Raw genomic sequence first — 24178 nt, 5'->3', positions numbered from 1 at the left:
CCTTAAGCGACGACTTTGATCGGGATGAGTTTGCGTTCCTCAATGGTGGCGGGGCGGATCTGGCCGCGCTCTTCCATGAAGACCACATTGCTGTCCTTGTCAGGGCTGTTGACGAAGTGGCGGAAGCGCGCGCGGGTCTCGGGGTTGTTCACCGCTTCCTTCCATTCGCAGGCGTAGGTTTCGACCACGCGCTGCATGTCCTCTTCCATCTCGGCGTTCACGCCCAGCTTGTCGTTGATGACGACATCCTTCAGGTAATCCAGGCCGCCTTCCAGGTTCTCGCGCCAGGTGCTGGTGCGCTGCAGGCGGTCGGCCGTGCGGCTGTAGAACATGAGGAAGCGGTCGACGTACCTGACCAGGGTTTCCTTGTCCAGGTCCGAAGCCAGCAGCTCGGCGTGGCGCGGCTTCATGCCGCCGTTGCCGCACACGTAGAGGTTCCAGCCCTTTTCGGTGGCGATGATGCCCACGTCCTTGCCCTGTGCTTCGGCGCACTCGCGGGTGCAGCCGGACACGCCGAACTTGATCTTGTGCGGCGTGCGCAAGCCCTTGTAGCGGTTTTCCAGTTCGATCGCCAGGCCCACGGAATCGCCCACGCCGTAACGGCACCAGGTCGAACCCACGCAGGACTTCACCGTGCGCAGCGACTTGCCGTAAGCGTGGCCGGTTTCGAAGCCGGCAGCGATCAGTTCTTCCCAGATCAGCGGCAGCTGTTCGACGCGGGCGCCGAACAGGTCCACGCGCTGGCCGCCGGTGATCTTGGTGTACAGCCCGTATTTCCTGGCCACCATGCCGACAGCAATCAGGCCTTCCGGTGTCACTTCGCCGCCCGGCATGCGCGGCACCACGGAGTAGGTGCCGTCCTTCTGGATATTGCCCAGGAAGTAGTCGTTCGAATCCTGCAGGCTGGCGTGTTCCTTCTTCAGCACGAAGTCGTTCCAGCAGGTGGCGAAGATGCTTGCCGCCAGCGGCTTGCAGATGTCGCAGCCCATGCCCTTGCCGTGACGGGCGACCAGGTCTTCGAAAGTCTTGATCTGGCCGACGCGGATCAGGTGGAACAGTTCCTGGCGCGAGTGCGGGAAGTGTTCGCAGACGTGGTTGTTCACGTCCATGCCCAGCTTCTTCATCTCGGCCTTCATGATCTGCGTCACCAGGGGCACGCAACCGCCGCAGGAGGTTCCCGCGCCGCAGCACTTCTTCAGCGCGCCGATGCTGGTATTGCCGGCTGCAACCGCGTCGCAGATCGCGCCCTTGGACACGTCGTTGCAGGAGCAGATCTGGGCCGATGCCGGCAGCGCATCCACGCCGATGCCCGGCTTGGCGGCGCCGTCGGACTGCGGCAGGATCAGGAATTCAGGCGCTTCCGGCAGCTCGATGCGGTTCAGCATCATCTGCAGCAGCGTGCCGTATTCGGAGGCGTCGCCGATCATCACGCCGCCCAGCAGGTACTTGCCGCAGTCGGACACCACGATCTTCTTGTACACCTGCTTGCGCTCGTCGGTGAACTGGTAGCTGCGCGATCCTTCCGCCTTGGCGTGCGGGTCGCCGATGCTGGCCACGTCCACGCCCATCAGTTTCAGCTTGGTGCTCATGTCGGCGCCGCTGAATTCGGCCGCTGCGTCGCCCAGGATATGTTTTGCTGCCACGCGCGCCATGTCGTAGCCAGGCGCCACCAGGCCGTAGATCATGCCGCCCCACAGCGCGCATTCGCCGATGGCGTACACGTTCGGGTCGGAGGTCTGGCACTGGTTGTTGATACTGATGCCGCCGCGCGGGCCGACTTCGAGGCCGCATTCACGGGCCAGCATGTCGCGCGGGCGGATGCCGGCGGAGAACACGATCATATCGGTGTCCAGGTGGCTGCCGTCCGCAAAGTTCATGCGGTGCGTGCCCTCTTCGCCTTCGGTGATGGACATGGTGTTCTTGCCGGTGTGGACGGTCACACCCAGGTCTTCAATCTTGTTGCGCAGGACGCGGCCGCCGCCGTCATCGACCTGCACCGCCATCAGGCGCGGCGCGAATTCGACCACGTGGGTTTCCAGGTCCATATCGCGCAGGGCCTTGGCGCATTCTAGGCCGAGCAGGCCGCCGCCGATCACCACGCCGGACTTGGAGCGCTTGCCGCATTCGAGCATGGCTTCCAGGTCTTCGATAGTGCGGTAGACGAAGCAGTCCTTGCGGTCCTTGCCTTCGACCGGAGGCACGAAGGGGAAGGAACCGGTGGCCAGCACCAGCTTGTCGTAATCCAGCACATCGCCCGTGTTGACCGTGACCTGGCGCGCAGCGAGATCGATGACGGTAGCGCGGGCATTCAGGCGCAGCACCATATCGTCGCGCTCGAAGAAGCCCGGCTTGACCAGGGACAGGTCTTCCGCGCTCTTACCGGAGAAGAATTCGGACAGGTGCACGCGGTCATACGCAGGACGCGGCTCTTCGCACAGCACCGTCACGTTCAGGTTCGCCGCGCCGGAATCCGCCAGCGATTCGAGGAATTTGTGGCCCACCATGCCGTGGCCGATAACGACGATCTTCATACTGCTGCTCCTGCCAGTGCGTGTTCTTTGTTGGTCTCTGCGCTGAAGCGCGCGGCGACGGCGCACAGCGCCGATACTGCGACGAGGATGCCAAGGATGCTCAGCGTTTGCTGCGTGTTGCCCACGCCCTTCAGCAGGAAGCCTGCCGCCACGGCGCCCACATTGCCGCCGGCGCCGATGATGCCGGCCACGCCGCCCAGGGCGCGTTTGTCGATGAAGGGCACCACGGCGTAGGTCGCGCCGCAAGCCATGTGGGTGAACAGGCCAAAGGTCAGCATGGCGATCACGGCAAACGTCACGGTCTCGGCGTGTGAGAACCACAGCAGGCCGGCGCCTTCGCCGATCATCATCACAACCAGCAGGTTGACGCGCGCATTCAGGCTGCCGCGCACTGCCGCCTTGTCGGACACCCAGCCACCCAGTGCACGGGCAAACAGCGCCAGCAGGCCGAAGCTGCCGGCCGCCATGCCGGCCTGCGGCAGGGTCAGTTTGAAGTTGTCGACGTAATAGGTCGCGGCGATGTTGTGAATGAAGATTTCCACGCCGAAGCAGGCGCCGTAGGTCACGAACAGCATCCACACGCGGTAGTTCTTTGCAGCCAGCTTGAAGCTCGCCCAGCCGCCTTTCTTGCCGCTTTCGATCTCTACGCCGGCGGCGCGCAGATCGGAATAATTACCTTGCGGGCAGTCCTGGGTGAAGCGGTAGTAGACGAAGGCCATGATGATCATCAGCACGCCCGGCACCACCAGGGCGGCGCGCCAGCCGATGGTCTCGTTCACGCCCAGCATGATCATGGCGGCCATGATCAGCGGCATGGTGGACTGCACCACGCCGCCGCCCGCATTGCCCCAGCCGGCCGATGCCGCGTTGGCGGTGCCGACCACATTCGGAGCGAACATCACGGAGGTGTGGTACTGCGTGATCACGAAGCTCGCGCCCACAGCGCCGATCAGCAGTCGGAAGAACAGGAAGCTTTCATAAGTCTGGGCAGCAGCCACGCCCAGCACGGGAATGGCGCCAAGCAGCAGCAGGCCGGTATAAGTCTTGCGCGGTCCGAAACGGTCGCACATGGGGCCGATGATCAGGCGCACGATGATGGTGATTGCGACGGCGGCGATATTGATGTTGGCGATTTGCGCCGGAGTCAGGCCGAATTCACCCTTGATCACGGGCATCAGCGGCGCGCAGGCGAACCATGCGAAGAAGCACACGAAGAAGGCCATCCAGGTGAGGTGGAAGGCCCGCATCTGCGGGCTGCTGATGGAAAACAGTTTGATGCTGGTAGCTTTGCTGGCCATTTTTTTCATCCCGTCTAGAAAACAAAAAAGCGCCCGCGCAGCCCAGGCCTTTTGAGTGAGCCGGGATGCACGGACGCCGTTGTCCTGTTGCCAGCCCCTCGTTAGACCAGCGATTCAATTGGGAGGGTCGCCATTGACCCTATGCCCTACTGCTTTGCAAGAGCTGTGCCACCTTGTTTTGTCCCTGCCGCAGGGGCAGAACATGGGTGAAATGGCAATGAAAGGGGGATTAGTGATAGTTTTGGGTGCGTTTTCGCCCGATTATGGTGCACCGCATCAGTGCACGGCGTGCGCCCAGGCTAGGCGCTGGCGGCACTTAGTGCGGTCTTGACCATGTCGTCGATTTCCGTCGTGATATTGGAGAGCACCCCGGCCACGACCGCGAACTCCTTGCCCGCCTGCCCGGCACGCGCCGCGATCACGCGGGCGTTGAAGGACACCATCTTGGCCTGGCGCGCGATGGTTTCGATGTCCGTGATCACGCTGCGCAGCTGCTTCTTCATCTGCACCGCATGCCGCTTGGACAATTCCTCGTAGATCGACGTGATCTGGTTCAGCACCGCCAGAACCGGCGTGGTGATCTCGACCAGCTCCGCCAGCAATGCCGGCGCAGTGCGCGCGCCGCGCTCGGCGGCATCCAGCGCGCGTTCGGCCAGTTCGATAAAGCCGGCAATCTGCGCCGCGCCGGACAGCCTGCCGTAATAAGCTTCCTGCAGCTCGCTACAGAATATGCCGGGCAGGGAATCGTTGCCGTTCACCAGCGTGTGGTGCGCATTGCGGAACAGCGTGAGCGCCTCGCGGGCCGTTGCCACGGCTTCTGGCTGGCCCTGTGATGCCAGTACCGCATACAGCACCAGGCGCTGGGAGGTAAACCGGCGCCGGCCGGAAAGATTGATCAATGCGCCAAAAACTTCGCCGGATAAAGGTGATGCTTCCATGATATGTGCTCCATTATCTATTGCCGGATCGCGAAGGAGGCGGCGTAGCGCACCGGGTCCTTGCCATCCCAGATGGCCCCGTCCATCAGCGTCGAGGACCGCAGGGGCGAGGCGGGAATGGGCGTCTCTGTTATTTCCGCCGCCTCTTTATAAAGGGCGAGCTGGTGCAGCTGGCTGGCGATGGCGTGGTAGTCGGGGTCTCCCTTCAGCAAGCCCCAGCGGCGGTGCTGGGTCATGAACCACATGCCGTCGGACAGATAAGGGAAGTTCGCTTCGCCATCCTGGTGGAAGGCCATGCTGTGCGGGTCTTCCCAGCGCTTGCCCATGCCGTCGTCGTAGTGGCCGAGGATGCGCTGCCAGATCACCTCCTTGCCGGTATTGACATAGGGGACGGCGGAAATGATCTCGGCCATCGCCATGCGGTTTTCCGGGCTGGCGTCAATCCAGCGGCTGGCCTCCAGCACGGCGGCGACCAGGGCGCGGGCGGTGTTGGGATTGGCGCGCACGAAATCGGCGGACGCGGCCAGCACCTTTTCCGGATGGTCGGGCCAGATCTCCTGGCTGGTCGCGATGGTCACGCCCACGCCATCCATCACCGCGCGGTGGCCCCAGGGTTCGCCGGCGCAGTAGCCGTCCATATGGCCGGCGGCCAGATTGGTTGCCATTTGGGCCGGCGGCACGGTGATGGTGCGCGCGTCCTTGAGCGGATGTACGCCGTGGGCGGCCAGCCAGTAATACAGCCACATAGCATGGGTGCCGGTGGGGAAAGTCTGGGCAAACGTGAAGCGGCGCTCCTGGCCGCGCATCAGCTGCGCCAGCGAGGCGCCATCCCTGGCGCCTTGTTCATACAGGCGGCGCGACAGGGTGATGGCCTGGCCGTTGCGGTTCAGGTTCATCAAAATGGCCATGTCACGGCGGCTGGCGCCGATGCCCAGCTGGGTGCCGTAGACCAGGCCATACAAGGCGTGGGCGGCATCCAGTTCGCCCGTCAGCAGCTTGTCGCGCACGCCCGCCCACGAGGTTTCCTTGCTTAATTCGATACGGATGCCGTGCTTGCGGTCGAAACCCAGCACGGACGCCATCACCACCGAGGCGCAGTCGGTGAGTGGGTTGAATCCGATCCTGACTCGTTCTTTTTCAATCTGCATGCTCTACTCCGGCCGGGTTTTGCACCAAAACTGTGCATCAGCCCAGCAAATCCTCCACGTCCAGGATGCGCTGGGCGATTTCGGCCAGCTTCAGGTTCTTGTTCATCGCCATCGTGCGCAGCTTCTGGTAAGCCTGGTCCTCCGTCATGCCGTGCTTTGTCATCAGCAGGCCCTTGGCGCGGTCGATGACCTTGCGCTCGGCCAGTTTGTGCTTCGTGTCCTCCAGCTCGTGCAGCAGCTTCTGCTCGCGCTGGAAGCGCATCATGGCCACTTTCAGTACCGGCTTGATACGCTCGGGCTGCAGGCCTGCCACGACATACGAGCACACGCCCGCTGCCATGGCGGCTTCCATGGACGAGGGGTCCTCGTCTTCGGTAAACATGACGATGGGACGACGCTCGTCGCGCGTGGCGATGACGATGTGTTCGAGCACGTCGCGCGCGTCGGATTCGGCGTCGACGATGATCATGTCCGGCTGCAGCTGGGCGATCTGCTCGGGCAGGTGGATGTCGGCGGGCAGCGAGGCAATCACCTCGTAGCCGGCCTCCGCCAGCCCGGCGTGAAGCGCGTGGGCGCGCTCCTCACTTTCGTGCGGCGGGTGGATCAGGACAATGCGTAAATTCCGGCTCATGCTTCTTTCGAAGCAAGAATTGCACCAGCTTACTTTTGCATGCCCCAGCGGCGGACGGTTTTGCGCTCCAGGGTGGAGAAGATGAGGTTTTCGACGGCGAGGCCGATCACGATCACGGCGGCCAGCCCGGCGAAGACCTTGTCGGTATAGAGCTCATTGCGGTTCTGGAAGATGTACCAGCCCAGGCCGCCCTGCCCGGACGCGGCGCCGAACACCAGTTCCGCGGCGATCAGGGTGCGCCAGGCGAAGGCCCAGCCGATTTTCAGTCCTGACAGGATGGCAGGCAGTGCGGCCGGGACCAGGATGTCGAAGACGAAGAACAGGCCTTTCAGGCCGTAGTTGCGGCCGGCCATACGCAGGGTTTCCGGCACGGCGCTGAAACCGGCATAGGTGGACAGCGCCAGCGGCCAGAGTACGGCGTGCACGATGACGAAGATCAGGCTGGCCTTGCCGAGGCCGAACCAGAGCATGGCCAGGGGCAGCAGCGCGATGGCCGGCAGGGGATTGAACATTGCGACACAGGTTTCGAGCAGGTCGCGCCCTAACCGTGTCAGGACGGCGAGCGCGGTCAACAACAGGGCCGCCGCGATGCCGGCGGCGTAGCCCTGCGCGAGCACAGTCAGCGAGGCGCCGACGCGGGACAGCAGCTCGCCGGTGGAGATGCCTTCGATCAGCGCCCGCGCGGTCTGCAGGAAGGTGGGCAGCAGCAGGTCGTTATTTGTCCAGCGCGCGGCGAGTTCCCACACCAGCGCCAGCACGGCCAGCAGCAACGTCTTGCGCGCGGCCGGCAGGGCGATCCAGGCCGGCGCTCGCCACGTGATGGCCGAAGCGCTGCGGCGCGCACTTAGTGCTGGCGCGGCGCGTGCTGACGCGCCCTGAGGGACGCCGGGCAGCGCCGCATCGGGGCCGGTAGCGCCGAGGGGGAGGATATACTCGGGCCGGATCAGCGGGTCGATGGCGCGGGTCACAGCGCGATCCTTTCTGCGTCGCTCGCAGGCGGCGCTGGTGGTTGATCGAAAAGAAGTTCGTGGATGCGCTGCGCGGCGGACTGGAACTCGGCGCCGCCCGCGCTGTGCATGCCGAACTGGTGGGCGTTCAGTTCCGCACGCACACGTCCCGGATGCGGCGACAGCAGCAGGATGCGGTTGCCGACGATGAGCGCTTCCTCAATCGAGTGTGTCACGAAGAGCAAAGTGAAGCGCTCCTCTTCCCACAGCTGTCCCAACTCCTCCTGCATGCGGCGGCGGGTGAGCGCGTCCAGGGCGGCAAAGGGCTCGTCCATCAGCAGCACGCGCGAGCGCATCGCCAGGGCGCGGGCGATGGCCACGCGCTGCTTCATGCCGCCGGACAGGGTGTGCGGATAAGCGTCCGCAAACTTTTCCAGGCCGATGCGCGCAATCCAGTGCAGAGCGATATCGCGTGCCTCTGCGCGCGGCAGGCGCTTCGCGCGCAGCAGCGGAAACATCACATTCTGCAGGACCGTCTTCCATGGCGGCAACTGGTCGAACTCCTGGAACACGGTGATGCGGTCCGGGCCGGGCGCGGTGACGGGAGCGCCGTCGATGGTGAAGCGGCCGGCCGCCGGCGCAAGGAAGCCGCCTGCTGCGCGCAGCAGCGAAGACTTGCCGCAGCCGGAAGGGCCGAGCAGGATAAAGCGGTCGCCTTCATGCACGTCGAAGCTGACCTCCTGCGCCGCGCGCACAATACGCGCGCCGTCGCGATACTCCAGTGTGACGCCCTCGGCGCGCAGCAAGGGGGATGAGCGGACCAGCTGCAAGGGCTGCGCCATCTCAGCCTCCCTGCCCGATCGCGGGATCGTCAAAGAAATAATCGCGCCAGTTCTCAGGCTTGTTCTTGATCGCGCCGACACGATGCATGAACTGCGCCAGCGTCAGCGTGTTCTGCGGCGCAATCTTGAACTGCACTTCGGGATTGCGGAAGATCTTCAACAGGATGGCGCGATCGACCTTGCTCTTGTTGGTGCGCAGGTAGATGTCCGCCGCGCCTTCCGGATTCTTCGCCGCATAGTCGGCCGCTTCCGCCAGTGCGGACACGAAGGCGCGATACGTCTTCGGATTCTCCTTGCGGTACTTCTCGGTCGCATACAGCACGGTGGACGAAGACGGCCCGCCCTGCACTTCGTAGGAATTCAGCACGATGCGCGCGTTCGGATTCTGCGCCAGTTCCTGCTCCTGGAAGGGTGGGCTGCCGAAGTGACCGCTGATCTCCGTGCCGCCGGCGATGATGGCAGCCGCGGCATCCGGATGCGGCAGGGTTTGCGTCAGCTTGTCGAGGCGGGCGAAATCCTTGTCGCCCCATTTCTGCGCGACCGCCATCTGCAGGATGCGCGCCTGCACGGATACGGTCACGGCGGGCAGGCCGATGCGGTCCTTGTCCGTGAAGTCCGCAATGGTCTTCACTTTCGGATTATTGCTGACGAGGTAGTAAGGGAAGCTGCCCAGCGCCGCAACGCCGCGCACATCCTGCCGCCCCTTGGTGCGGTCCCAGATCGTCAGCAAGGGGCCGACCCCGGCGCCGGCGATATCGATGGCGCCCGACAGCAGCGCGTCATTGATCGCCGCGCCGCCTGAGAGCTGGGTCCATTCGACCTTGATGTCGACGCCCTGCGCCTTGCCGTGCTTCTCGATCAGTTTCTGTTCCTGGGCGATATTCAGCAGCAGATAAGTCACGCCATATTGTTCGGCGATGCGGATGCGTCCTTCGGCATGCGCGACGCCGTGCATTGCCAGCGCTGCCAGAGTAGCGGCCAGTGCTCGTTTCATTTCTTCTCCTTAGAACGGTACATCGCCTTCAATGGTGGTGCGGTACATCTTGCGGCGCTGGTTTTCGGGTGTGCCTGCGGCGAGGTGCATCAACGAGCGGTTGTCCAGAACACCAGGTCGTGCGCCTGCCACTTGTGGCGGTAGATGTGTTCCGGCTTCACGCTGTGCGCGAACAACTCCTGCAGCAGAGCCTTGCTCTCGTCCTCAGGCAGGCCGATGATGCGCGTGGTGAAGTGCTCGCTGACGAAGAGCGCGCGGCGGCCGGTTTCGGGATGGACCCGCGCGACCGGATGCACCACCGGCTTCACCTCTTCGATCTGCGCCTGCGTCAGCTTGGGGCGATACGGGTTGCGCTCCTGCAGTTCGTCATACCTGGCGAGGTAGCTGTGTTCAGCGCGTGCGCCGCGGATGGCGTGGCGCAGCGCTGCCGGCAGCGTGTCGTAAGCCAGGTGCATATTGGCGAACAGCGTGTCGCCGCCCTCTTCCGGCAGTTCCTGCGCGTGCAGGAAGGAGCCCAGGCTGGGGCGCTCCTTGTATGAGAGGTCCGAGTGCCAGAAGTGCCCGGCGTCGCCGAGGCCGATCGGCTGGCCGTTCTCGATGATATTGGAGACGACCAGTACTTCCGGATGGCCTTGCAGCTGGAAGTTGCGCAGCACGTGGATCTGCAGGGGACCGAAAAGGCGGCTGAACTCCACCTGCTGGCGCGGCGTGATGCGCTGGTCGCGGAACACGAGCACGTGGTGATCGAGATGCGCGGCGTGGATGCGGGCGAAATCGACATCGCTCACAGGCTGCGACAAGTCCAGGCCCACCACTTCGGCGCCCAGGGGCGCATCAAATATGCGGACATCAAAGCGCTGGCGCGCGACGGGCAGTTCGGCAAGGACGGCGGACATGGCGGGCGGGTATTCGTTGATCAGGAACCCAGTCTAGGCCTGCCCGCCTGCGTTGAGAACGAATGCTTTTTGATATTAATATGCAGTTTTTGTTCGCCGCTCCCGATCATGCGCACTTACTTTCATCCCTTCCTCGCCGCAGCCGCCGTCGCCGTCCTGATCTGGTCCGGCATTGCCCCCTATGACCGCGCGACGTGGGTGCTGGAAGTTGCGCCCGTTCTGATCGCGCTGCCGCTGCTGGTGCTCACCTACCGGCGCCACCGCCTGACGGACTTGCTGTATGTGCTGATCCTGCTGCACGCGATTGTGCTGATGGTGGGCGGGGCCTACACCTATGCGCGCGTGCCCTTGGGCTTCGACCTGCAGCACTGGCTGGGGCTCACCCGCAATCCCTACGACAAGATCGGCCACTTCATGCAGGGCTTCGTGCCTGCCCTCGTGGCGCGCGAGATCCTGCTGCGCGGACGGCATATCGCGGCCGGCAAGATGCTGGCGTTTGTCGTGATCTGCATCGTGATGGCGATCAGCGCCTGGTATGAGCTGATCGAATGGGGCGCTGCAGTGGCGATGGGCCAGGGCGCGGACGAATTCCTCGGCACGCAGGGCGACCAGTGGGATACGCAATCGGATATGTTCACCGCCTTCATCGGCGGCATCTGCGCCCTGCTCTTCCTCAGCCGCCTGCACGACCGCCAGCTAGCTTCTTTGCCTGGCGCAGGGCTTCGGTGATGGCGTCGAAGGCGCGCTGGCGTTCTTCGCGGTCGGGGACGCGCAGGGCGAAGGCGGGGTGGTAGGTGGCGATGATCCATCGGCCGTCGCGCTCCACGGGTTCGTCGATGTAATCCTTGAGCGCCACACTGCCGCTTTGCAGGACGGACTTCAGCGCGGTGGCGCCGAGGGCCACGATCACGTCGGGCGACACGGATTCCAGCTCGGCCTCCAGCCAGTAATGGCAGGCCATCACTTCCTTTTGCGCGGGCGTCTTGTGCATGCGGCGCTTGCCGCGCGGTTCCCATTTGAAGTGCTTGACCGCGTTGGTCACGTAGACGGTGCGGCGATCGAGGTCGGCCGCCTCCATCGCGCGGTCCAGCAATTCGCCAGCGGGGCCGACGAAAGGTTTGCCGGCCAGGTCTTCCTGGTCGCCGGGCTGCTCGCCGACCAGCATGATGCGGGCGCGCGGCGCACCCTGTCCGCCCACGGCTTGCGTGGCGATTCTGCCACAGGTCACAGCGGCGGCATTCGTCCAGGTTGCGCGGCTGTTGGCGTTCCGGTTGCGCATCTTCAGGCTTGACGGGAATCGTGGAGCCTTTGCGGCGCGTTACCGCTTCCAGCTGGCCCACACGGCGCGCGCCAGCGGCTGCCTGCGTGACCATGTGCGGCACCACGGCCGCTTCGGGCAGGTTTTTCCAGAAACGTGAGCGGATATGGCCGTGCATCACGTCCGCATTCAGGCGCGCGGGGTTGAAGATGCTGCGGTAATAGGTGAGCCACATGGCTTCGCCGGAGTCGGCGATGTCAGCCGGGCCGCGCAAGAGCGGGCCGGTGCTGTGCAGGGTGGTGCCGTCCCACATCACCGTGGCGTCGGGCGTGGCGATCATCCAGCTGACATTGCCCATGCGCTGCATGAAGTGGCCGGCCACTTGCGGCAGCACGTCGTGCGCCGGCTCGAACCAGGCGACGAAACGCGGTGCGCCCTGTTCCGCGGGGCGCTCGCGGAAACGCAGATAGGCGTGCATGTCATGCACTTCATGCCGCACGGCCCTGGCCATGCTGTGCAAGCGGTTGCCGTCTTCATCTGCCATCGAGATCACCTCGCGTTCGCCAAGATGCCAGCGCCACAGCACGCGGTACAGGAAGGGCCAGCGGTCCGGGGCGCGGAAGCACGCGGCGGTTTCCAGGAGCGCCATCAGGTCGCGCGAGATGCGCAAGGCGCCGGCATCGCCGGCGGGCGAGCCGTCTGCTGCGTCGAGTGCGGAGGCGGCGCCGGCAAAGAGGTCGTCCGCGCCGCCAAGCCATTGTACGGATTCGGGCGCAACGCGGCGCACGATCAGCTCGCGCGCTGCGGCGCGGAAGCTGGAGAAATCGTGAGCCTGGACGGCGATCATGCGGCGGCCAGCTCCGGCCACAGGGGCATTTGCTGCTGGGTGTCCGCCATGGCGCGGCGCAGCGCTTCGGATGGGGCGCCGTCGCGCGCCGGCTTGTAGTCGGCGGTCACGATGAAGGGTGCGGCCTTCTTCATGCTGCACTTCAGGCGCGACAGGTCTTCGTAGCGCACGCGCCGCATGCGCCGCAGCTCGACTATGCGCTGCGCGCTGCGCAGGCCGATGCCGGGCACACGCATGATCATGGACAGGTCGGCACGGTTCAGGTCAAGCGGGAAATGCTCGCGGTTGGAGAGCGCCCAGGCCAGCTTGGGATCGATATCCAGCGCCAGGCTGCCATCCTGCGGCAGCAGCTCGCGCACCTGGAAGCCATAGCCGCGCAGCAGGAAGTCGGCCTGGTAGAGACGGTGCTCGCGCAGCAGCGGCGGCGGCGCCAGCGGCACGGTCTTCGGGCTGTCCGGTATCGGGCTGAAGGCGGAGTAGTAGACACGTTTCAGCTTGTAGCTGCCGTACAGGGTTTCGGCGGTACTGAGGATGCGCTTGTCGTCGCTGCCGTCTGCGCCGACGATCATTTGCGTGCTTTGCCCGGCCGGCGCGAAGGCCGGCGCCTTGGGCTCGGCTTCCTTTTCGTCCAGCTTCAGCCGGATCGCTCCCATCGCCAGCTTGATCGTGTGGACACTCTTTTCCGGCGCCAGCGCGGCTACGCTGTCCTGGGTCGGCAATTCGATGTTCACGCTGAGGCGGTCCGCATAGCGGCCGGCCGCTTCGATAAGGGCGGGATCGGCGTCCGGTATCGTCTTCAGGTGGATGTAGCCGCGGAACTGGTGGGTTTCGCGCAGTTCCCGCGCCACGGCAACCAGCTGCTCCATCGTATAGTCGGCGGAGCGGATGATGCCGGAGCTGAGGAACAGTCCATCGATATAGTTGCGCAGGTAGAAATCGACCGTCAGCTGCACGACTTCCTGCACGCTGAAGCGCGCCCGCGGCACGTTCGAGCTGCGGCGGTTCACGCAGTACTGGCAATCGTACTGGCAGAAATTGGTGAGCAGGATTTTCAGCAGGGAGACGCAGCGCCCGTCGGGCGTGTAGCTGTGGCAGATGCCCATGCCATTTGTTGCGCCGATCCCCTCCCGCCCGGCCGAAGACCGCTTCGGCGCCCCAATACTGGCGCAGGACGCGTCATACTTGGCTGCATCCGCAAGGATTTCCAGCTTTTCGATTGTTTCCATTTAACCACATTATACTGTACGCATATACAGTATATGCCAATTCGGCGGGCAATGCGCGCGCCGCAGGAGAAAAAATGGTCCTGGTCTATGCGCTGGCCGTCGTTATGCTCGGCCTGTGCGCCTTCAACCGCCTGATGCCGGCGCGGGCGGCTCGCCTGGGTTTGCGCCTTGAGCGGCGGCGTGCCGGCCTCTCCGCAAAGCGCAGCAGCCTGCCTTATCTGGCGGGAGGCAATGGATCGGAAGTCCTGGTGCTGCTGCACGGTTTCGGCGCCGACAAGGATAATTTCACGCGCATTGCAGCGTGGCTGGTGCCGCACTACCGCGTGATCATCCCGGACCTGCCCGGCTTTGGCTCCGCGCGGCGCGATGCGCTGGCGAAGCACGATATTGCGCAGCAGGTGGAAAACCTGCGCGCCTTCCTCGGTGAACTGGATGTGCAGCGCTTCCATCTCGGCGGCAATTCAATGGGCGGCTTCATCGCCTGCGAATACGCGGCGCGCTATCCGGCCCAGGTGGCGAGCCTGTGGCTGCTGGATGCGGCCGGGACCGACGTGGCATGGCAGACGCGGGCCTTTCAGCATTACAGGAAAACCGGCCGCAGTTCGCTGCTGGTGCCAGAGCCGCAAGCGCTGAAGGACTTGATCGGCTTCTGCATGCACAGGCCGCCCTGGCTGCCCTACTGCCTGATACACCAGCTGGCGCAGCGCGCGGTGGAGGACTATCCGCTGCACGTGCAGATCATGCGCGAAGTCGTGGATTCGCCCGTGCTGGCAGAGCGGATCGATACGCCGGCGCTGATCGTGTGGGGCAAGGAAGACCGGGTGCTGAACCCGCAGGCCGCGGAGCCGATGCAGGCGCTGCTGCCGAACAGTGAAGTGGTGCTGATGGAGGGCATCGGCCATGTGCCGATGGTTGAAGCGCCGCGCCGGACGGCCAGCGACTTCCTGGCCTTCCAGCGGCGGCTAAGCGAACGTCAGGCCGAAGTGGCGGCGTAGGCGCCCAGGCGGGCGTCGAGGCGGGGCGCCAGGTCGGCTGGCGAAGCGATGGACATTTTCAGGTCGTTCAGCAGGCCATCCTTCAGGCCATACACGAAACCGTGCACGGTCAATTCCTGGCCGCGGTCCCACGCGTCCTGCACGATCGTGGTCTGGCAGACGTTGACCACCTGCTCCACTACATTCAGTTCGCACAGGCGCTCGCTGCGCTTGTTGATGTCGCCCAGGGCGTCGCCCAGGTAGCGGTCGTGCTTCTGCGCGACGTCCTGCACGTGGCGCAGCCAGTTGTCGACCAGGCCTACACGGCCGCCCGTCAGCGCGGTGTGCACGCCCTTGCAGCCGTAGTGGCCGACGATGATCACGTGCTTCACCTTCAAGACTTCAATCGCGAACTGCAGCACGGACAGGCTGTTCAGGTCGGAGTGCACGACGACGTTGGCGATGTTACGGTGGACGAATACCTTGCCCGGCGGGATGCCCAGCAGTTCATTCGCCGGCACGCGCGAGTCGGAACAGCCGATCCACAGGAATTCCGGCGCCACGGTGGACAGGTTGTGGAAGTAGTCGGGGTCTTTTGCTACCTTGTCTTCCGCCCATTTGCGGTTGTTCTGCAGGAGGTGCTGGAGGACGTCATTGGGGTCAGTCATGATTGTGGCCCTTTTTGATAGTGCTGGAGGGGACGCACGGCGGATCAATGATCCGCCCTACGCGTCAGTGGTGTGTACGACCCGCCGCGAGGCGGGTCGTGGTACGGCTTATTCGAAGAAATCTTTGACCTTGTCCATGAAGGACTTGGTCTGCGGGCTGTGCTTGGCGCCGCCTTCGGCGGTGGAGCGGTCGAATTCGCGCAGCAGTTCTTTCTGGCGGTCGTTCAGCTTGACCGGGGTTTCCACGGCCACGTGGCAGAACAGGTCGCCCGGATAGCCGGAGCGCACGCCCTTGATGCCCTTGCCCTTCAGGCGGAAGGTCTTGCCCGACTGGGTGCCTTCCGGCACGGTGAAGGACACCTTGCCGTCAAGCGTCGGCACTTCGATCTCGCCGCCCAGCGCCGCTTTGGCAAAGCTGATCGGCATCTCGCAGTGCAGGTCGTCGCCTTCGCGCTGGAACACCGGGTGCGGCTTGATGTGGATTTCCACATACAGGTCGCCCGGCGGACCGCCATTGGTGCCCGGCTCGCCGTTGCCGGTGGAGCGGATGCGCATGCCGTTGTCGATGCCGACCGGGATCTTCACTTCCAGCGTCTTGTTGCGCTTGATGCGGCCCGCACCGGAGCATGATGGGCATGGCTCGGGGATGATCTTGCCGGTGCCGTGGCACTTCGGGCAGGTCTGCTGGATGCTGAAGAAGCCCTGCTGCATGCGGACCTGGCCGTGGCCGCCGCAAGTGGAGCAGGTGGTCGGCGAAGTGCCTGGCTTGGCGCCGGAACCGTGGCAGGTATCGCACTTGTCCCAGGACGGCACGCGGATCGTAGTGTCGAAACCGTGGGCTGCCTGCTCCAGCGTGATCTCCAGGTTGTAGCGCAGGTCGGCGCCGCGGTACACCTGCGGGCCGGCGCTGCGGCGGCCGCCGCCACCGAAGATATCGCCGAAGATGTCGCCGAAGGCGTCGCCAAAGCCGCCGAAGCCGCCGCCGCCCATGCCGCCCATATTCGGATCGACACCGGCGTGACCATAGCGGTCGTAAGCCTCGCGCTTCTCCGGATTGGTCAGCATCTCGTAGGCTTCTTTCACTTCCTTGAACTTCTCTTCCGCCTCTTTATTGTCCGGGTTGCGGTCCGGGTGATACTTCATCGCGAGCTTGCGATAGGCTTTCTTGATATCGTCTTCGGACGAATTCTTTGCGACCCCGAGGATCTCGTAAAAATCACGCTTTGCCATGGTGTGCCAATTATGCGAAAAAGCCGAGCGAGCCCCGGTTGCAGGTCGCTCGGCTCGGCTGGTCAGTCTTTCAGGGATGACCGTTTATTAAAGCGATTTACTTGTTGTCTTTGACTTCTTTGAAGTCGGCGTCAACGACGTCGTCCTGGGCCGGTTTGGCTTCGGCCTGGGCACCTGCGCCGGCGCCGCCTGCTGCACCACCGGCGGCAGCTTGCTGCGCCTGCATGTCAGCATACATCTTTTCGCCCAGCTTCTGCGAAGCTTCGGTCAGGGCGGACACTTTCGCGTCGATAGCAGCCTTGTCGCCTTCCTTCACGGCCGCTTCCAGCGCGGTGATCGCGGACTCGATCTTCTCCTTCTCGCCGGCGTCCAGCTTGTCGCCGTATTCGGTCAGGGATTTGCGGGTCTGGTGCACCAGCGCGTCGGCCTGGTTGCGGGATTCGGCCAGTTCCTTGATCTTCTTGTCCTCTTCCGCATTCAGCTCGGCGTCCTTCACCATCTTCTGGATTTCCTCTTCGGACAAGCCGGAGTTCGCCTTGATGGTGATCTTGTTTTCCTTGCCGGTGGCCTTGTCCTTCGCGCTCACGTGCAGGATGCCGTTGGCGTCGATGTCGAAGGTCACTTCGATCTGCGGCGTACCGCGTGCTGCAGGCGGGATGCCTTCCAGGTTGAATTCGCCCAGCGCCTTGTTGCCGGCGGCGATTTCGCGTTCACCCTGGTACACCTTGATGGTCACGGCCGGCTGGTTGTCGTCGGCGGTCGAGAACACCTGCGAGAACTTGGTCGGGATCGTGGTGTTCTTGTGGATCATCTTGGTCATCACGCCACCCAGGGTTTCGATACCCAGGGACAGCGGAGTCACGTCCAGCAGCAGCAGGTCCTTGCGTTCGCCCGACAGCACGGCGCCCTGGATGGCGGCGCCCACGGCCACGGCTTCGTCCGGGTTCACGTCCTTGCGCGGATCCTTGCCGAAGAACTCCTTCACCTTTTCCTGCACCTTCGGCATACGGGTCATACCGCCGACCAGGATGATGTCGTCGATGTCGGACACTTTCACGCCTGCGTCCTTGATCGCAACGCGGCATGGCTCGATGGTCTTGGAGATCAGCTCTTCAACCAAGGCTTCCAGCTTGGCGCGGGTGATCTTCAGGTTCAGGTGGACCGGTGCGCCGTTCGCCATGGCGATGTACGGCTCGTTGATCTCGGTCTGCTGCGAGGAGGACAGCTCGATCTTCGCGCGCTCGGCGGATGCCTTGATACGCTGCAGGGCGATCGGGTCCTTCTTCAGGTCCAGGCCGTTGATCTTCTTGAATTCGTCGATGATGTAGTCGATCACGCGCTGGTCGAAGTCTTCGCCGCCCAGGAAGGTGTCGCCGTTGGTCGACAGCACTTCGAACTGCTTCTCGCCGTCCACGTCCGCGATCTCGATGATCGAGATGTCGAAGGTACCGCCACCCAGGTCATACACGGCGATCTTGCGGTCGCCCTTGTCGGTCTTGTCCAGGCCGAAGGCCAGCGCGGCCGCGGTCGGCTCGTTGATGATGCGCTTGACGTCCAGGCCCGCGATACGGCCGGCATCCTTGGTTGCCTGGCGCTGCGAGTCGTTGAAGTAAGCCGGCACGGTGATCACGGCTTCGGTAACTTCTTCGCCCAGGTAGTCCTCGGCGGTCTTCTTCATCTTGCGCAGCACTTCAGCGGAGATCTGCGGCGGCGCCAGCTTCTTGTCGCGCACCTGGATCCAGGCGTCGCCATTGTCGGCCTTGATGATCTCGTAAGGCATCAGGGCGATGTCCTTCTGCACTTCCTTTTCTTCGAACTTGCGGCCGATCAGGCGCTTCACCGCGAACAGGGTGTTGCGCGGGTTGGTCACGGCCTGGCGCTTCGCTGGTGCGCCGACCAGGATTTCGCCATCGTCTTGATAGGCGATGATAGACGGCGTGGTACGCGCGCCCTCAGCATTCTCGATGACCTTTGGAGCGCCGTTCTCCATGATTGCTACGCAGGAGTTGGTGGTACCCAGGTCAATACCGATAATCTTGCCCATGATTTGTTCTTCCTTTATGTACTAAATGTTCAGATAGTTCTTATATGTGGAAAAGCTGATTTGTTTTCAAGTACTCACTTTGGCTGGGCTGCAGTCACGATGGCGGGACGCAGCAGACGATCCGCGATCATATAGCCCTTCTGAAGTACATTGACGACGGTATTGGCTTCCTGCTCGGCGGGCACCATGGCGACGGCCTGGTGTTTGTTCGGGTCCAGCTTCTCTCCGGCCGCCGGCATCACTTCCACCAGGCGGTTGCGTTCGAAGGCGGAATTGAGCTGCTTCAGCGTCATTTCCACACCTTCCTTCAGGCTGTCGATGGACGGCGTTTCCACCTTCAGCGCCATTTCCAGGCTGTCCTTCACAGGCAGCATGGCTTCGGCAAAACTCTCAACAGCAAATTTGTGGGCCTTGGCCACGTCTTCCTGGGCGCGACGGCGGATGTTCTCGCCATCGGCCTTCGCACGCATGTACGCGTCCTGCAGCTCAGCCAGCTTGGCTTCGGCGGCTGCCAGCTGTTCTTCCAGCGTGGGGATGGCGGGAACGTCGGCGGGAGTCGATGGTTGGGCGGTCGCCTGTTCTGCCTCTGGAATCGGGCCTGGCTTGTTTTCCTGATCTTGCATCTGTGAGACTCCTACAAATCGTGTTTGTTTGACATTACGTTTGTTACCGTACTGGCCAGAAATGGGGATTACCCCTGACATTTCAAGGGATATTCTCCCCTTCTGGCGCGATATCCGGCGCACAGCCGAACTCAGCTGTATGTAACTGCAGAGTTACAAACTTTACAAAACTTGGGGATACGTTAGCGGGCCGGATTGGCTAATATGAGCTTATGCGGTGTCACTGAGAACACCGACGGAGCGCATCATGAAGTTGCCATTTATTACCGCGACAGTCATCGCTTGGGCTTTTCTGGCCACCGCGCTGATCTGCTACAGCGAATTGATCCCCTAGCCGGCTATTTTAACAGGCTGGCACTCTCACCCGGCAAGTGCTAACAACACTCTTATTGCTGAGCACCCAACTTCTGGGCCGCCAGCCGCGCGGTTTCTGCGTCTTTTTTACGCAACTCGCGCTGGGAGGGAGTGAGCATGGTCGGCCAGCCGATCATGTGCTGCTCGGCGATTTCCGCCAGGGCGGCGATCCAGGCCGGCTGCTCGTTCAGGCAGGGAATGTAATTGAATTCCTTGCCGCCGTTCGCCATGAAATCGTGGCGCACTTCCATCGCGATCTCTTCCAGGGTTTCCAGGCAATCGCTGCTGAAGCCGGGGCAGATCACGTCCAGGCGGCGCACGCCGTCCTTCGCCAGCTGGGCGACGGTCGGGGCCGTGTACGGTTGCAGCCACTCGGCCTTGCCGAAGCGGGACTGGAAAGTGACCAGGTACTGGTCCTCGCGCAGCTTCAGCTTTTCCGCCAGCAGGCGCGCCGTTTTCATGCACTCGCAGTGATAGGGGTCGCCCAGGGTCAGGGTGCGCTTCGGCACGCCGTGGAAGCTCATCAGCAGCTTCTCGCCGCGGCCGTTGCTTTCCCAGTGAGCGAGTACTGACTTCTTCAGTGCATCGATATAGCCGTCGTGGTCGTGGTAATTGCGCACAAAGCGCAGTTCGGGCTGGTTGCGCACCTTCCTGTAATGGTCGAACACGGCATCGTTGACGGAAGCCGTGGTGGTGCCCGAGTACTGCGGGTAGGCGGGCAGGATCAGGATACGCTCGTGGCCCTCGGCCTTCAGGCGGTCCAGCACCTCGGGGATGGACGGCGAACCGTAGCGCATGGCCATGGCCACCGTCAGCTCGCTATGTCCCCGCTCGCCCAGCAGGCCGCGCAGCAGCATGGCCTGCGCCTGGGTATGGACCTTCAGCGGCGAGCCCTCGCGCGACCAGATCGACGCATACTTCTGCGCCGACTGCTTCGAGCGGAAGGGCAGGATGATGCCGTACAGGATGGGCGCCCACACCGCCTTCGGAATTTCGACGACGCGCGGGTCCGACAAAAATTCCTTCAGATAGCGCCGCACGGCGCCGCTGGTCGGCTCATCCGGCGTCCCCAGATTAACGAGCACAACAGCCGTGCGCCCCACCGCACCGTGCTTGAACGACGGTTCTTTAGCAAAAGACATATTCTTCTTAGATCGCGAGAGATAGCCTTCCATTATACCTATGGGGTCAGGCACGAAATGTTACATGAGGCCGCTTCTGCCGGAAGCGGCCTCATGTAACATTTCGTGCCTGACCCTATAATCAAGAGGCGAGGAGTTCGCGGGCGTGCTTGCGGGTGGTGGCGGTGATTTCGAGGCCGCCGAGCATGCGGGCGACTTCTTCGATGCGGGCTTTCTGATCGAGCACTTCGATGCGGCTGGCGGTCTTGCCGTTGACGGACGTGCCTTTCGCGACCTGGAAGTGCTGGCCGGCCTGGCTGGCGACTTGCGGCAGGTGGGTTACGCACAGGACCTGGCGCTCCTGGCCGAGGCGCTTCAGCAGGCGTCCCACGACTTCGGCCACGCCGCCGCCGATGCCGCTGTCCACTTCGTCGAAGATCAGCGTGGGCACGGTGGTGGCATGCGAGGTGATGACGGAGATGGCCAGCGAGATGCGCGCGAGCTCGCCGCCGGAAGCCACCTTGGCCAGCGGACGGGGCGCGACACCGGCATGCCCGGCCACCATGAATTCGATCTGCTCCAGTCCCTTGGCGCCAGGCTCGGCGGGGTTAAGGGCCACTTCGAAACGGCCGCCCGTCATGTTCAGGTCCTGCATCGCTTGCGTGACCGCAGAACCCAGCGCTTTGGCGGCCGCGGCGCGCGTGGCGGACAGCGCTTGCGCCACCACCATGTAATCCGCCTTCAGCTTTTCCTCCTGCTTGCGCAAGCCTTCGATGTCGCTGGCGTCGGCCAGCTGCGCCAGCTTTTCGGACAGCTTCGCATGCTCCTCCGGCAGCTCGTCCCGCCGTCACGCGGAACTTGCGCGAAGCGGAGTGCAGCGCATCCATGCGCGCGTCGACTTCGCGCAGGCGGTCCGGGTCCAGCTCGACCTTGTCCAGATAGGTGTTCAGCGCATACACCGATTCCTGCAGCTGAATACGCGCCGATTCGAGCAGATCCACCACCGGCTGCAATTCGGCATCCACGCTCAGGAGCTTGCCCAGCTTCTGGTGCAGCGAGGAGACTTGCGACAGCACGGGATGGTCGTCGGATTCAGACAAGGCGCTCAAAGCTTCCTGCGCCCCCTCCAGCAAGCTCGCCGCGTGCGACAGCCGCGAATGCTCATTGCCGATCTCGGTCCACTCGCCCTTCTTGGGCGCCAGCTTGTCCAGCTCGGCGACCTGCCATTCCAGCCGCTCGCGCTCGAACTGCAGGTTGGCCGCATTGGTCTCGAATTCTTCCAGCTGCTTCGACAAGGCACGCCAGGCTTTATAAGCCGCCGTTACGTCGCGCACATTGGCGCCGCACTGGTTGTCCAGCAGCTCGCGCTGGGCATCGGTTTTCAGCAGGGACTGGTGCGCGTGCTGGCCGTGGATATCGACCAGCAGGTCGCCCAGCTCGCGCAGTTGCGCGGCCGTGGCGGCGACACCGTTGATGAATGCCTGGAGCGGCCGGCATTGTCGATCACGCGACGCAGCAGCGCCCCGCCCTCTTCCGCCGCGAACTCGTTCGCTTCCAGCCATGCCTGGGCCTGCGAGGTCACCGCGAAATCCGCGGTGATATCGGCTTTGGCGGCGCCTTCGCGCACCACGCTGGCGTCGCCGCGGCCGCCCAGCGCCAAGGTCAGCGCATCGATCAGGATGGATTTGCCGGCGCCGGTTTCGCCGGTGAAGACGGTAAAGCCTGAGGAAAATTCCAGTTCAATCGAATCGACAATTACGAAATCGCGGATGGACAGTGTTCGGAGCATCAGATTTTGCCGTCAGTTGAAGGGTATTCGTTCCAGTGCAGCTTTTCGCGCAGGGTGTTGTAGTAGCTCCAGCCTTCCGGGTGCAGGAAGGTGATGGTGTGCGGGGACAGGCGGATGTGGATCCGGTCGCCATTCACCAGGCTGGCGAAAGTCTGCATGTCGAAGTTCACGGTGATGTCGCGCCCGCGCCCGATCTCGATCACGATCTCGCTGGAATCGGGCAGCACGATGGGGCGGTTGGACAGCGCATGCGGCGCAATCGGCACCATGGCAATGCCGCCCAGCGTCGGGTGCAGCAAGGGGCCGCCGGCCGACAGCGCATAGGCCGTGGACCCGGTCGGCGTGGCCACGATCAGGCCGTCCGAACGCTGGTTGTACATGAAATGGCCGTCGACATTCACGGTCAGCTCGGCCATGCCGGCGCCCGCGCCGCGCGACACCACCACATCGTTGACGGCCATGCCGAAGTAGATCACTTTGCCGTCACGCACCACGCGCCCTTCCAGCAGCGTACGGCGCTCGGCCTTGTGGGTGCCGCTCAGGATATTGCCCAACACGGGCAGCATGTCTTCCTGCGAGATGTCGGTCATGAAGCCGAGGCGGCCCTGGTTGATGCCGATCAGTGGCACGTCGTATGGGGCAAGCTGGCGTGCGATGCCGAGCATGGTGCCGTCGCCGCCCATCACCAGCACAGCGTCCGCCCGCTCGCCGATGCCCTGGGCGCTCATGGAGGGAATGTCCGTAAAGCCGAGATGGGTCGCCGTGTCCGTTTCCAGCACCACGCTGTAGCCGCCCTGCTTCAGGAAGTCGATCACCGTACGCACCGGCTCTTCGATGCCGGAGGTGTTCGGCCTCACGACGAGGGCGATCGTGTTGTACATGGCGTGCGTAGCGGGCATATCAATCTCGGTCAAAAATGGTCTGGCAACACGCAGCAGAGTAACCCATAATGCTTGCTCATGCCATGCATTGCATCGCTGGCCGGTACGCGAAGAAATACTGTACGTTTGCACAGTATACAATGGAGGAAACGAAATGGCAAAAGCACTGGGTGTAGGCGGCATCTTCTTCAAATCCAAGGACCCGCAAGCCCTGATGACCTGGTACCAGACCCACCTTGGCCTGCCGACCGACGCACCGGACCACGCCGCCTTCTTCCCCGCCATCATGCCTGCAGGCGGCTGCACCGTGTTCAGCCCGTTCAAGCGGACCACCGGCTATTTCGCGCCGTCGCGCCGCGAATTCATGTTCAACCTGGTAGTCGATGACCTGGAAGGCGCACTGCAGCAGGTGGCCGACGGCGGCGCCACCATCGTCGGCGATATCCAGTCCTTCGACTACGGCCGCTTCGGCTGGTTCCTGGACCCGGACGGCAACAAGGTCGAGCTGTGGCAGCCCGCCGTGCCGCCCGCTTCCTAATGCGCGAAGTGCCGCACGGCGTTGGCGATGGCAGCCGGCGCACGATCCGCGGAACATGCTAACAGGCAATCGGGCGACTGTGGCGCTTCTCCTTGGTTAACATCGAGGACGAAGGAGGATCTGACATGGAACCCAGACAAGAAGGACCGCCTCATCAACACGACCGAGCCGGTCAACAAGGATGCCGGCAAGCGCCTGCCCCATGAGCGCGACGAATCGCCGGAAGGCGCACGCCACCAGAAGCCGCGCAGTGTGATCCGCCAGGCCGCCGAAGACATTGAAGGCGGACTAGTCGATACGGACCGCCGCGCCACGCCTGGCCTGCAGAAAGCGCCTGAGGGCAACCGCGGCCAGGACCAGCAGGCCAAGCCCCTGCCGGGCACGAAGCGCGACTGAGCGA

At 63.5% G+C, this 24178-nt stretch carries 19 protein-coding genes and 4 pseudogenes; 4 read left to right on the top strand and 19 right to left on the bottom strand.

Features of this window, described 5'->3' with window-relative positions:
• Positions 1 to 2 precede the first annotated feature (2 nt).
• The 9 genes and pseudogenes from nirB to ACHMW6_RS01700 form a co-directional block, all read right to left on the bottom strand.
• Positions 3 to 2531 (bottom strand): nitrite reductase large subunit NirB, encoded by a 2529-nt coding sequence (nirB, locus tag ACHMW6_RS01740; protein WP_395405040.1) that lies wholly within the window; start codon positions 2529 to 2531, stop codon positions 3 to 5.
• The gene (locus tag ACHMW6_RS01735; RefSeq protein WP_395405038.1) at positions 2528 to 3829 is read right to left on the bottom strand and encodes an MFS transporter; all 1302 of its coding nucleotides are present in this window, start codon (positions 3827 to 3829) and stop codon (positions 2528 to 2530) included. Before ACHMW6_RS01735 ends, nirB begins: the two co-directional genes overlap by 4 nt.
• 299 nt (positions 3830 to 4128) lie before the next feature.
• The gene (locus tag ACHMW6_RS01730; RefSeq protein WP_395405036.1) at positions 4129 to 4767 is read right to left on the bottom strand and encodes a methyl-accepting chemotaxis protein; all 639 of its coding nucleotides are present in this window, start codon (positions 4765 to 4767) and stop codon (positions 4129 to 4131) included.
• Positions 4768 to 4784: 17 nt separating this feature from the next.
• On the bottom strand, positions 4785 to 5915 hold the full coding sequence (locus tag ACHMW6_RS01725) for a CmpA/NrtA family ABC transporter substrate-binding protein (RefSeq protein WP_395405034.1): 1131 nt from the start codon (positions 5913 to 5915) through the stop codon (positions 4785 to 4787).
• A gap of 37 nt (positions 5916 to 5952) precedes the next feature.
• On the bottom strand, positions 5953 to 6546 hold the full coding sequence (locus ACHMW6_RS01720) for an ANTAR domain-containing response regulator (RefSeq protein WP_395405032.1): 594 nt from the start codon (positions 6544 to 6546) through the stop codon (positions 5953 to 5955).
• 29 nt (positions 6547 to 6575) lie between these two features.
• On the bottom strand, positions 6576 to 7514 hold the full coding sequence (locus tag ACHMW6_RS01715) for an ABC transporter permease (RefSeq protein WP_395405030.1): 939 nt from the start codon (positions 7512 to 7514) through the stop codon (positions 6576 to 6578).
• Positions 7511 to 8335, bottom strand: a complete 825-nt coding sequence (locus ACHMW6_RS01710; RefSeq protein WP_395405028.1) for an ABC transporter ATP-binding protein — start codon at positions 8333 to 8335, stop codon at positions 7511 to 7513. The genes ACHMW6_RS01715 and ACHMW6_RS01710 overlap by 4 nt, the downstream gene beginning before the upstream one ends.
• A 1-nt stretch (position 8336) precedes the next feature.
• Positions 8337 to 9329, bottom strand: a complete 993-nt coding sequence (locus ACHMW6_RS01705) for an ABC transporter substrate-binding protein (RefSeq protein WP_395405026.1) — start codon at positions 9327 to 9329, stop codon at positions 8337 to 8339.
• Positions 9330 to 9338: 9 nt separating this feature from the next.
• Positions 9339 to 10225 (bottom strand): annotated as a pseudogene (locus tag ACHMW6_RS01700) (TauD/TfdA dioxygenase family protein).
• Positions 10226 to 10333: 108 nt separating this feature from the next.
• On the opposite strand from ACHMW6_RS01700, the gene ACHMW6_RS01695 reads away from it, so the two are divergent.
• Complete coding sequence (locus ACHMW6_RS01695) at positions 10334 to 10954, top strand: DUF2238 domain-containing protein (protein WP_395405024.1); 621 nt, start codon at positions 10334 to 10336, stop codon at positions 10952 to 10954.
• Here ACHMW6_RS01695 and ACHMW6_RS01690 read toward each other — a convergent pair.
• From ACHMW6_RS01690 to ACHMW6_RS01680, 3 genes and pseudogenes are all read right to left on the bottom strand, one after another.
• Positions 10899 to 11523 (bottom strand): annotated as a pseudogene (locus ACHMW6_RS01690) (UdgX family uracil-DNA binding protein). The gene ACHMW6_RS01695 and the pseudogene ACHMW6_RS01690 sit on opposite strands and share 56 nt — an antisense overlap.
• A gap of 150 nt (positions 11524 to 11673) precedes the next feature.
• Positions 11674 to 12330 (bottom strand): annotated as a pseudogene (locus ACHMW6_RS01685) (TIGR03915 family putative DNA repair protein); the annotation flags it as partial.
• On the bottom strand, positions 12327 to 13556 hold the full coding sequence (locus tag ACHMW6_RS01680; RefSeq protein ID WP_395405022.1) for a putative DNA modification/repair radical SAM protein: 1230 nt from the start codon (positions 13554 to 13556) through the stop codon (positions 12327 to 12329). The pseudogene ACHMW6_RS01685 and the gene ACHMW6_RS01680, both read right to left, overlap by 4 nt.
• 74 nt (positions 13557 to 13630) lie before the next feature.
• Here ACHMW6_RS01680 and ACHMW6_RS01675 point away from each other — a divergent pair, with 74 nt between their 5' ends.
• Positions 13631 to 14551 (top strand): alpha/beta fold hydrolase, encoded by a 921-nt coding sequence (locus tag ACHMW6_RS01675; protein WP_395405020.1) that lies wholly within the window; start codon positions 13631 to 13633, stop codon positions 14549 to 14551.
• On the opposite strand, the gene can is transcribed toward ACHMW6_RS01675, so the two are convergent.
• The 7 genes and pseudogenes from can to ACHMW6_RS01640 all read right to left on the bottom strand — a co-directional run bounded on the left by can (position 14530) and on the right by ACHMW6_RS01640 (position 23258).
• Entirely contained in the window at positions 14530 to 15198 is a 669-nt protein-coding gene (can, locus tag ACHMW6_RS01670) for a carbonate dehydratase (RefSeq protein WP_395405018.1), read from the bottom strand. The genes ACHMW6_RS01675 and can overlap by 22 nt on opposite strands.
• 108 nt (positions 15199 to 15306) lie before the next feature.
• On the bottom strand, positions 15307 to 16428 hold the full coding sequence (gene dnaJ, locus ACHMW6_RS01665; protein WP_395405016.1) for a molecular chaperone DnaJ: 1122 nt from the start codon (positions 16426 to 16428) through the stop codon (positions 15307 to 15309).
• Between the two features lie 97 nt (positions 16429 to 16525).
• Entirely contained in the window at positions 16526 to 18472 is a 1947-nt protein-coding gene (dnaK, locus tag ACHMW6_RS01660) for a molecular chaperone DnaK (protein WP_395405014.1), read from the bottom strand.
• A gap of 74 nt (positions 18473 to 18546) precedes the next feature.
• A complete protein-coding gene (gene grpE / locus ACHMW6_RS01655; RefSeq protein WP_395405012.1) occupies positions 18547 to 19095 on the bottom strand; it encodes a nucleotide exchange factor GrpE in 549 nt (182 codons plus the stop codon).
• A 386-nt stretch (positions 19096 to 19481) separates the two neighbouring features.
• Entirely contained in the window at positions 19482 to 20591 is a 1110-nt protein-coding gene (gene hemH / locus ACHMW6_RS01650) for a ferrochelatase (protein WP_395405010.1), read from the bottom strand.
• A 121-nt stretch (positions 20592 to 20712) separates the two neighbouring features.
• Positions 20713 to 22359, bottom strand: a pseudogene (gene recN, locus ACHMW6_RS01645) (DNA repair protein RecN).
• Entirely contained in the window at positions 22359 to 23258 is a 900-nt protein-coding gene (locus tag ACHMW6_RS01640; RefSeq protein WP_395405008.1) for an NAD kinase, read from the bottom strand. Before ACHMW6_RS01640 ends, recN begins: the two are co-directional and overlap by 1 nt.
• A gap of 136 nt (positions 23259 to 23394) precedes the next feature.
• Here ACHMW6_RS01640 and ACHMW6_RS01635 point away from each other — a divergent pair, with 136 nt between their 5' ends.
• Together ACHMW6_RS01635 and ACHMW6_RS01630 are read left to right on the top strand one after the other, a co-directional pair.
• Entirely contained in the window at positions 23395 to 23778 is a 384-nt protein-coding gene (locus ACHMW6_RS01635) for a VOC family protein (protein ID WP_395405004.1), read from the top strand.
• 27 nt (positions 23779 to 23805) lie between these two features.
• The gene (locus tag ACHMW6_RS01630) at positions 23806 to 24174 is read left to right on the top strand and encodes a hypothetical protein (RefSeq protein ID WP_395405002.1); all 369 of its coding nucleotides are present in this window, start codon (positions 23806 to 23808) and stop codon (positions 24172 to 24174) included.
• Positions 24175 to 24178 lie beyond the last annotated feature (4 nt).

The sequence above is a fragment of the Pseudoduganella sp. UC29_106 genome, assembly GCF_044055365.1.
In the GTDB taxonomy this organism is placed as follows: Bacteria; Pseudomonadota; Gammaproteobacteria; order Burkholderiales; family Burkholderiaceae_D; genus Rugamonas.
Note: the sequence above shows the minus strand (reverse complement) of the source record. Positions and strands in the feature narration are given on the sequence as shown.

What these genes read in the sequence shown, in the direction of transcription:
- nirB (WP_395405040.1), bottom strand. Translation starts at nt 2,531, where the DNA reads ATGAAGATCGTCGTTATCGGCCACGGCATGGTGGGCCACAAATTCCTC.
- ACHMW6_RS01735 (WP_395405038.1), bottom strand. Translation starts at nt 3,829, where the DNA reads ATGGCCAGCAAAGCTACCAGCATCAAACTGTTTTCCATCAGCAGCCCG.
- ACHMW6_RS01730 (WP_395405036.1), bottom strand. Translation starts at nt 4,767, where the DNA reads ATGGAAGCATCACCTTTATCCGGCGAAGTTTTTGGCGCATTGATCAAT.
- ACHMW6_RS01725 (WP_395405034.1), bottom strand. Translation starts at nt 5,915, where the DNA reads ATGCAGATTGAAAAAGAACGAGTCAGGATCGGATTCAACCCACTCACC.
- ACHMW6_RS01720 (WP_395405032.1), bottom strand. Translation starts at nt 6,546, where the DNA reads ATGAGCCGGAATTTACGCATTGTCCTGATCCACCCGCCGCACGAAAGT.
- ACHMW6_RS01710 (WP_395405028.1), bottom strand. Translation starts at nt 8,335, where the DNA reads ATGGCGCAGCCCTTGCAGCTGGTCCGCTCATCCCCCTTGCTGCGCGCC.
- ACHMW6_RS01705 (WP_395405026.1), bottom strand. Translation starts at nt 9,329, where the DNA reads ATGAAACGAGCACTGGCCGCTACTCTGGCAGCGCTGGCAATGCACGGC.
- ACHMW6_RS01695 (WP_395405024.1), top strand. Translation starts at nt 10,334, where the DNA reads ATGCGCACTTACTTTCATCCCTTCCTCGCCGCAGCCGCCGTCGCCGTC.
- ACHMW6_RS01680 (WP_395405022.1), bottom strand. Translation starts at nt 13,556, where the DNA reads ATGGAAACAATCGAAAAGCTGGAAATCCTTGCGGATGCAGCCAAGTAT.
- ACHMW6_RS01675 (WP_395405020.1), top strand. Translation starts at nt 13,631, where the DNA reads ATGGTCCTGGTCTATGCGCTGGCCGTCGTTATGCTCGGCCTGTGCGCC.
- can (WP_395405018.1), bottom strand. Translation starts at nt 15,198, where the DNA reads ATGACTGACCCCAATGACGTCCTCCAGCACCTCCTGCAGAACAACCGC.
- dnaJ (WP_395405016.1), bottom strand. Translation starts at nt 16,428, where the DNA reads ATGGCAAAGCGTGATTTTTACGAGATCCTCGGGGTCGCAAAGAATTCG.
- dnaK (WP_395405014.1), bottom strand. Translation starts at nt 18,472, where the DNA reads ATGGGCAAGATTATCGGTATTGACCTGGGTACCACCAACTCCTGCGTA.
- grpE (WP_395405012.1), bottom strand. Translation starts at nt 19,095, where the DNA reads ATGCAAGATCAGGAAAACAAGCCAGGCCCGATTCCAGAGGCAGAACAG.
- hemH (WP_395405010.1), bottom strand. Translation starts at nt 20,591, where the DNA reads ATGTCTTTTGCTAAAGAACCGTCGTTCAAGCACGGTGCGGTGGGGCGC.
- ACHMW6_RS01640 (WP_395405008.1), bottom strand. Translation starts at nt 23,258, where the DNA reads ATGCCCGCTACGCACGCCATGTACAACACGATCGCCCTCGTCGTGAGG.
- ACHMW6_RS01635 (WP_395405004.1), top strand. Translation starts at nt 23,395, where the DNA reads ATGGCAAAAGCACTGGGTGTAGGCGGCATCTTCTTCAAATCCAAGGAC.
- ACHMW6_RS01630 (WP_395405002.1), top strand. Translation starts at nt 23,806, where the DNA reads ATGGCAGCCGGCGCACGATCCGCGGAACATGCTAACAGGCAATCGGGC.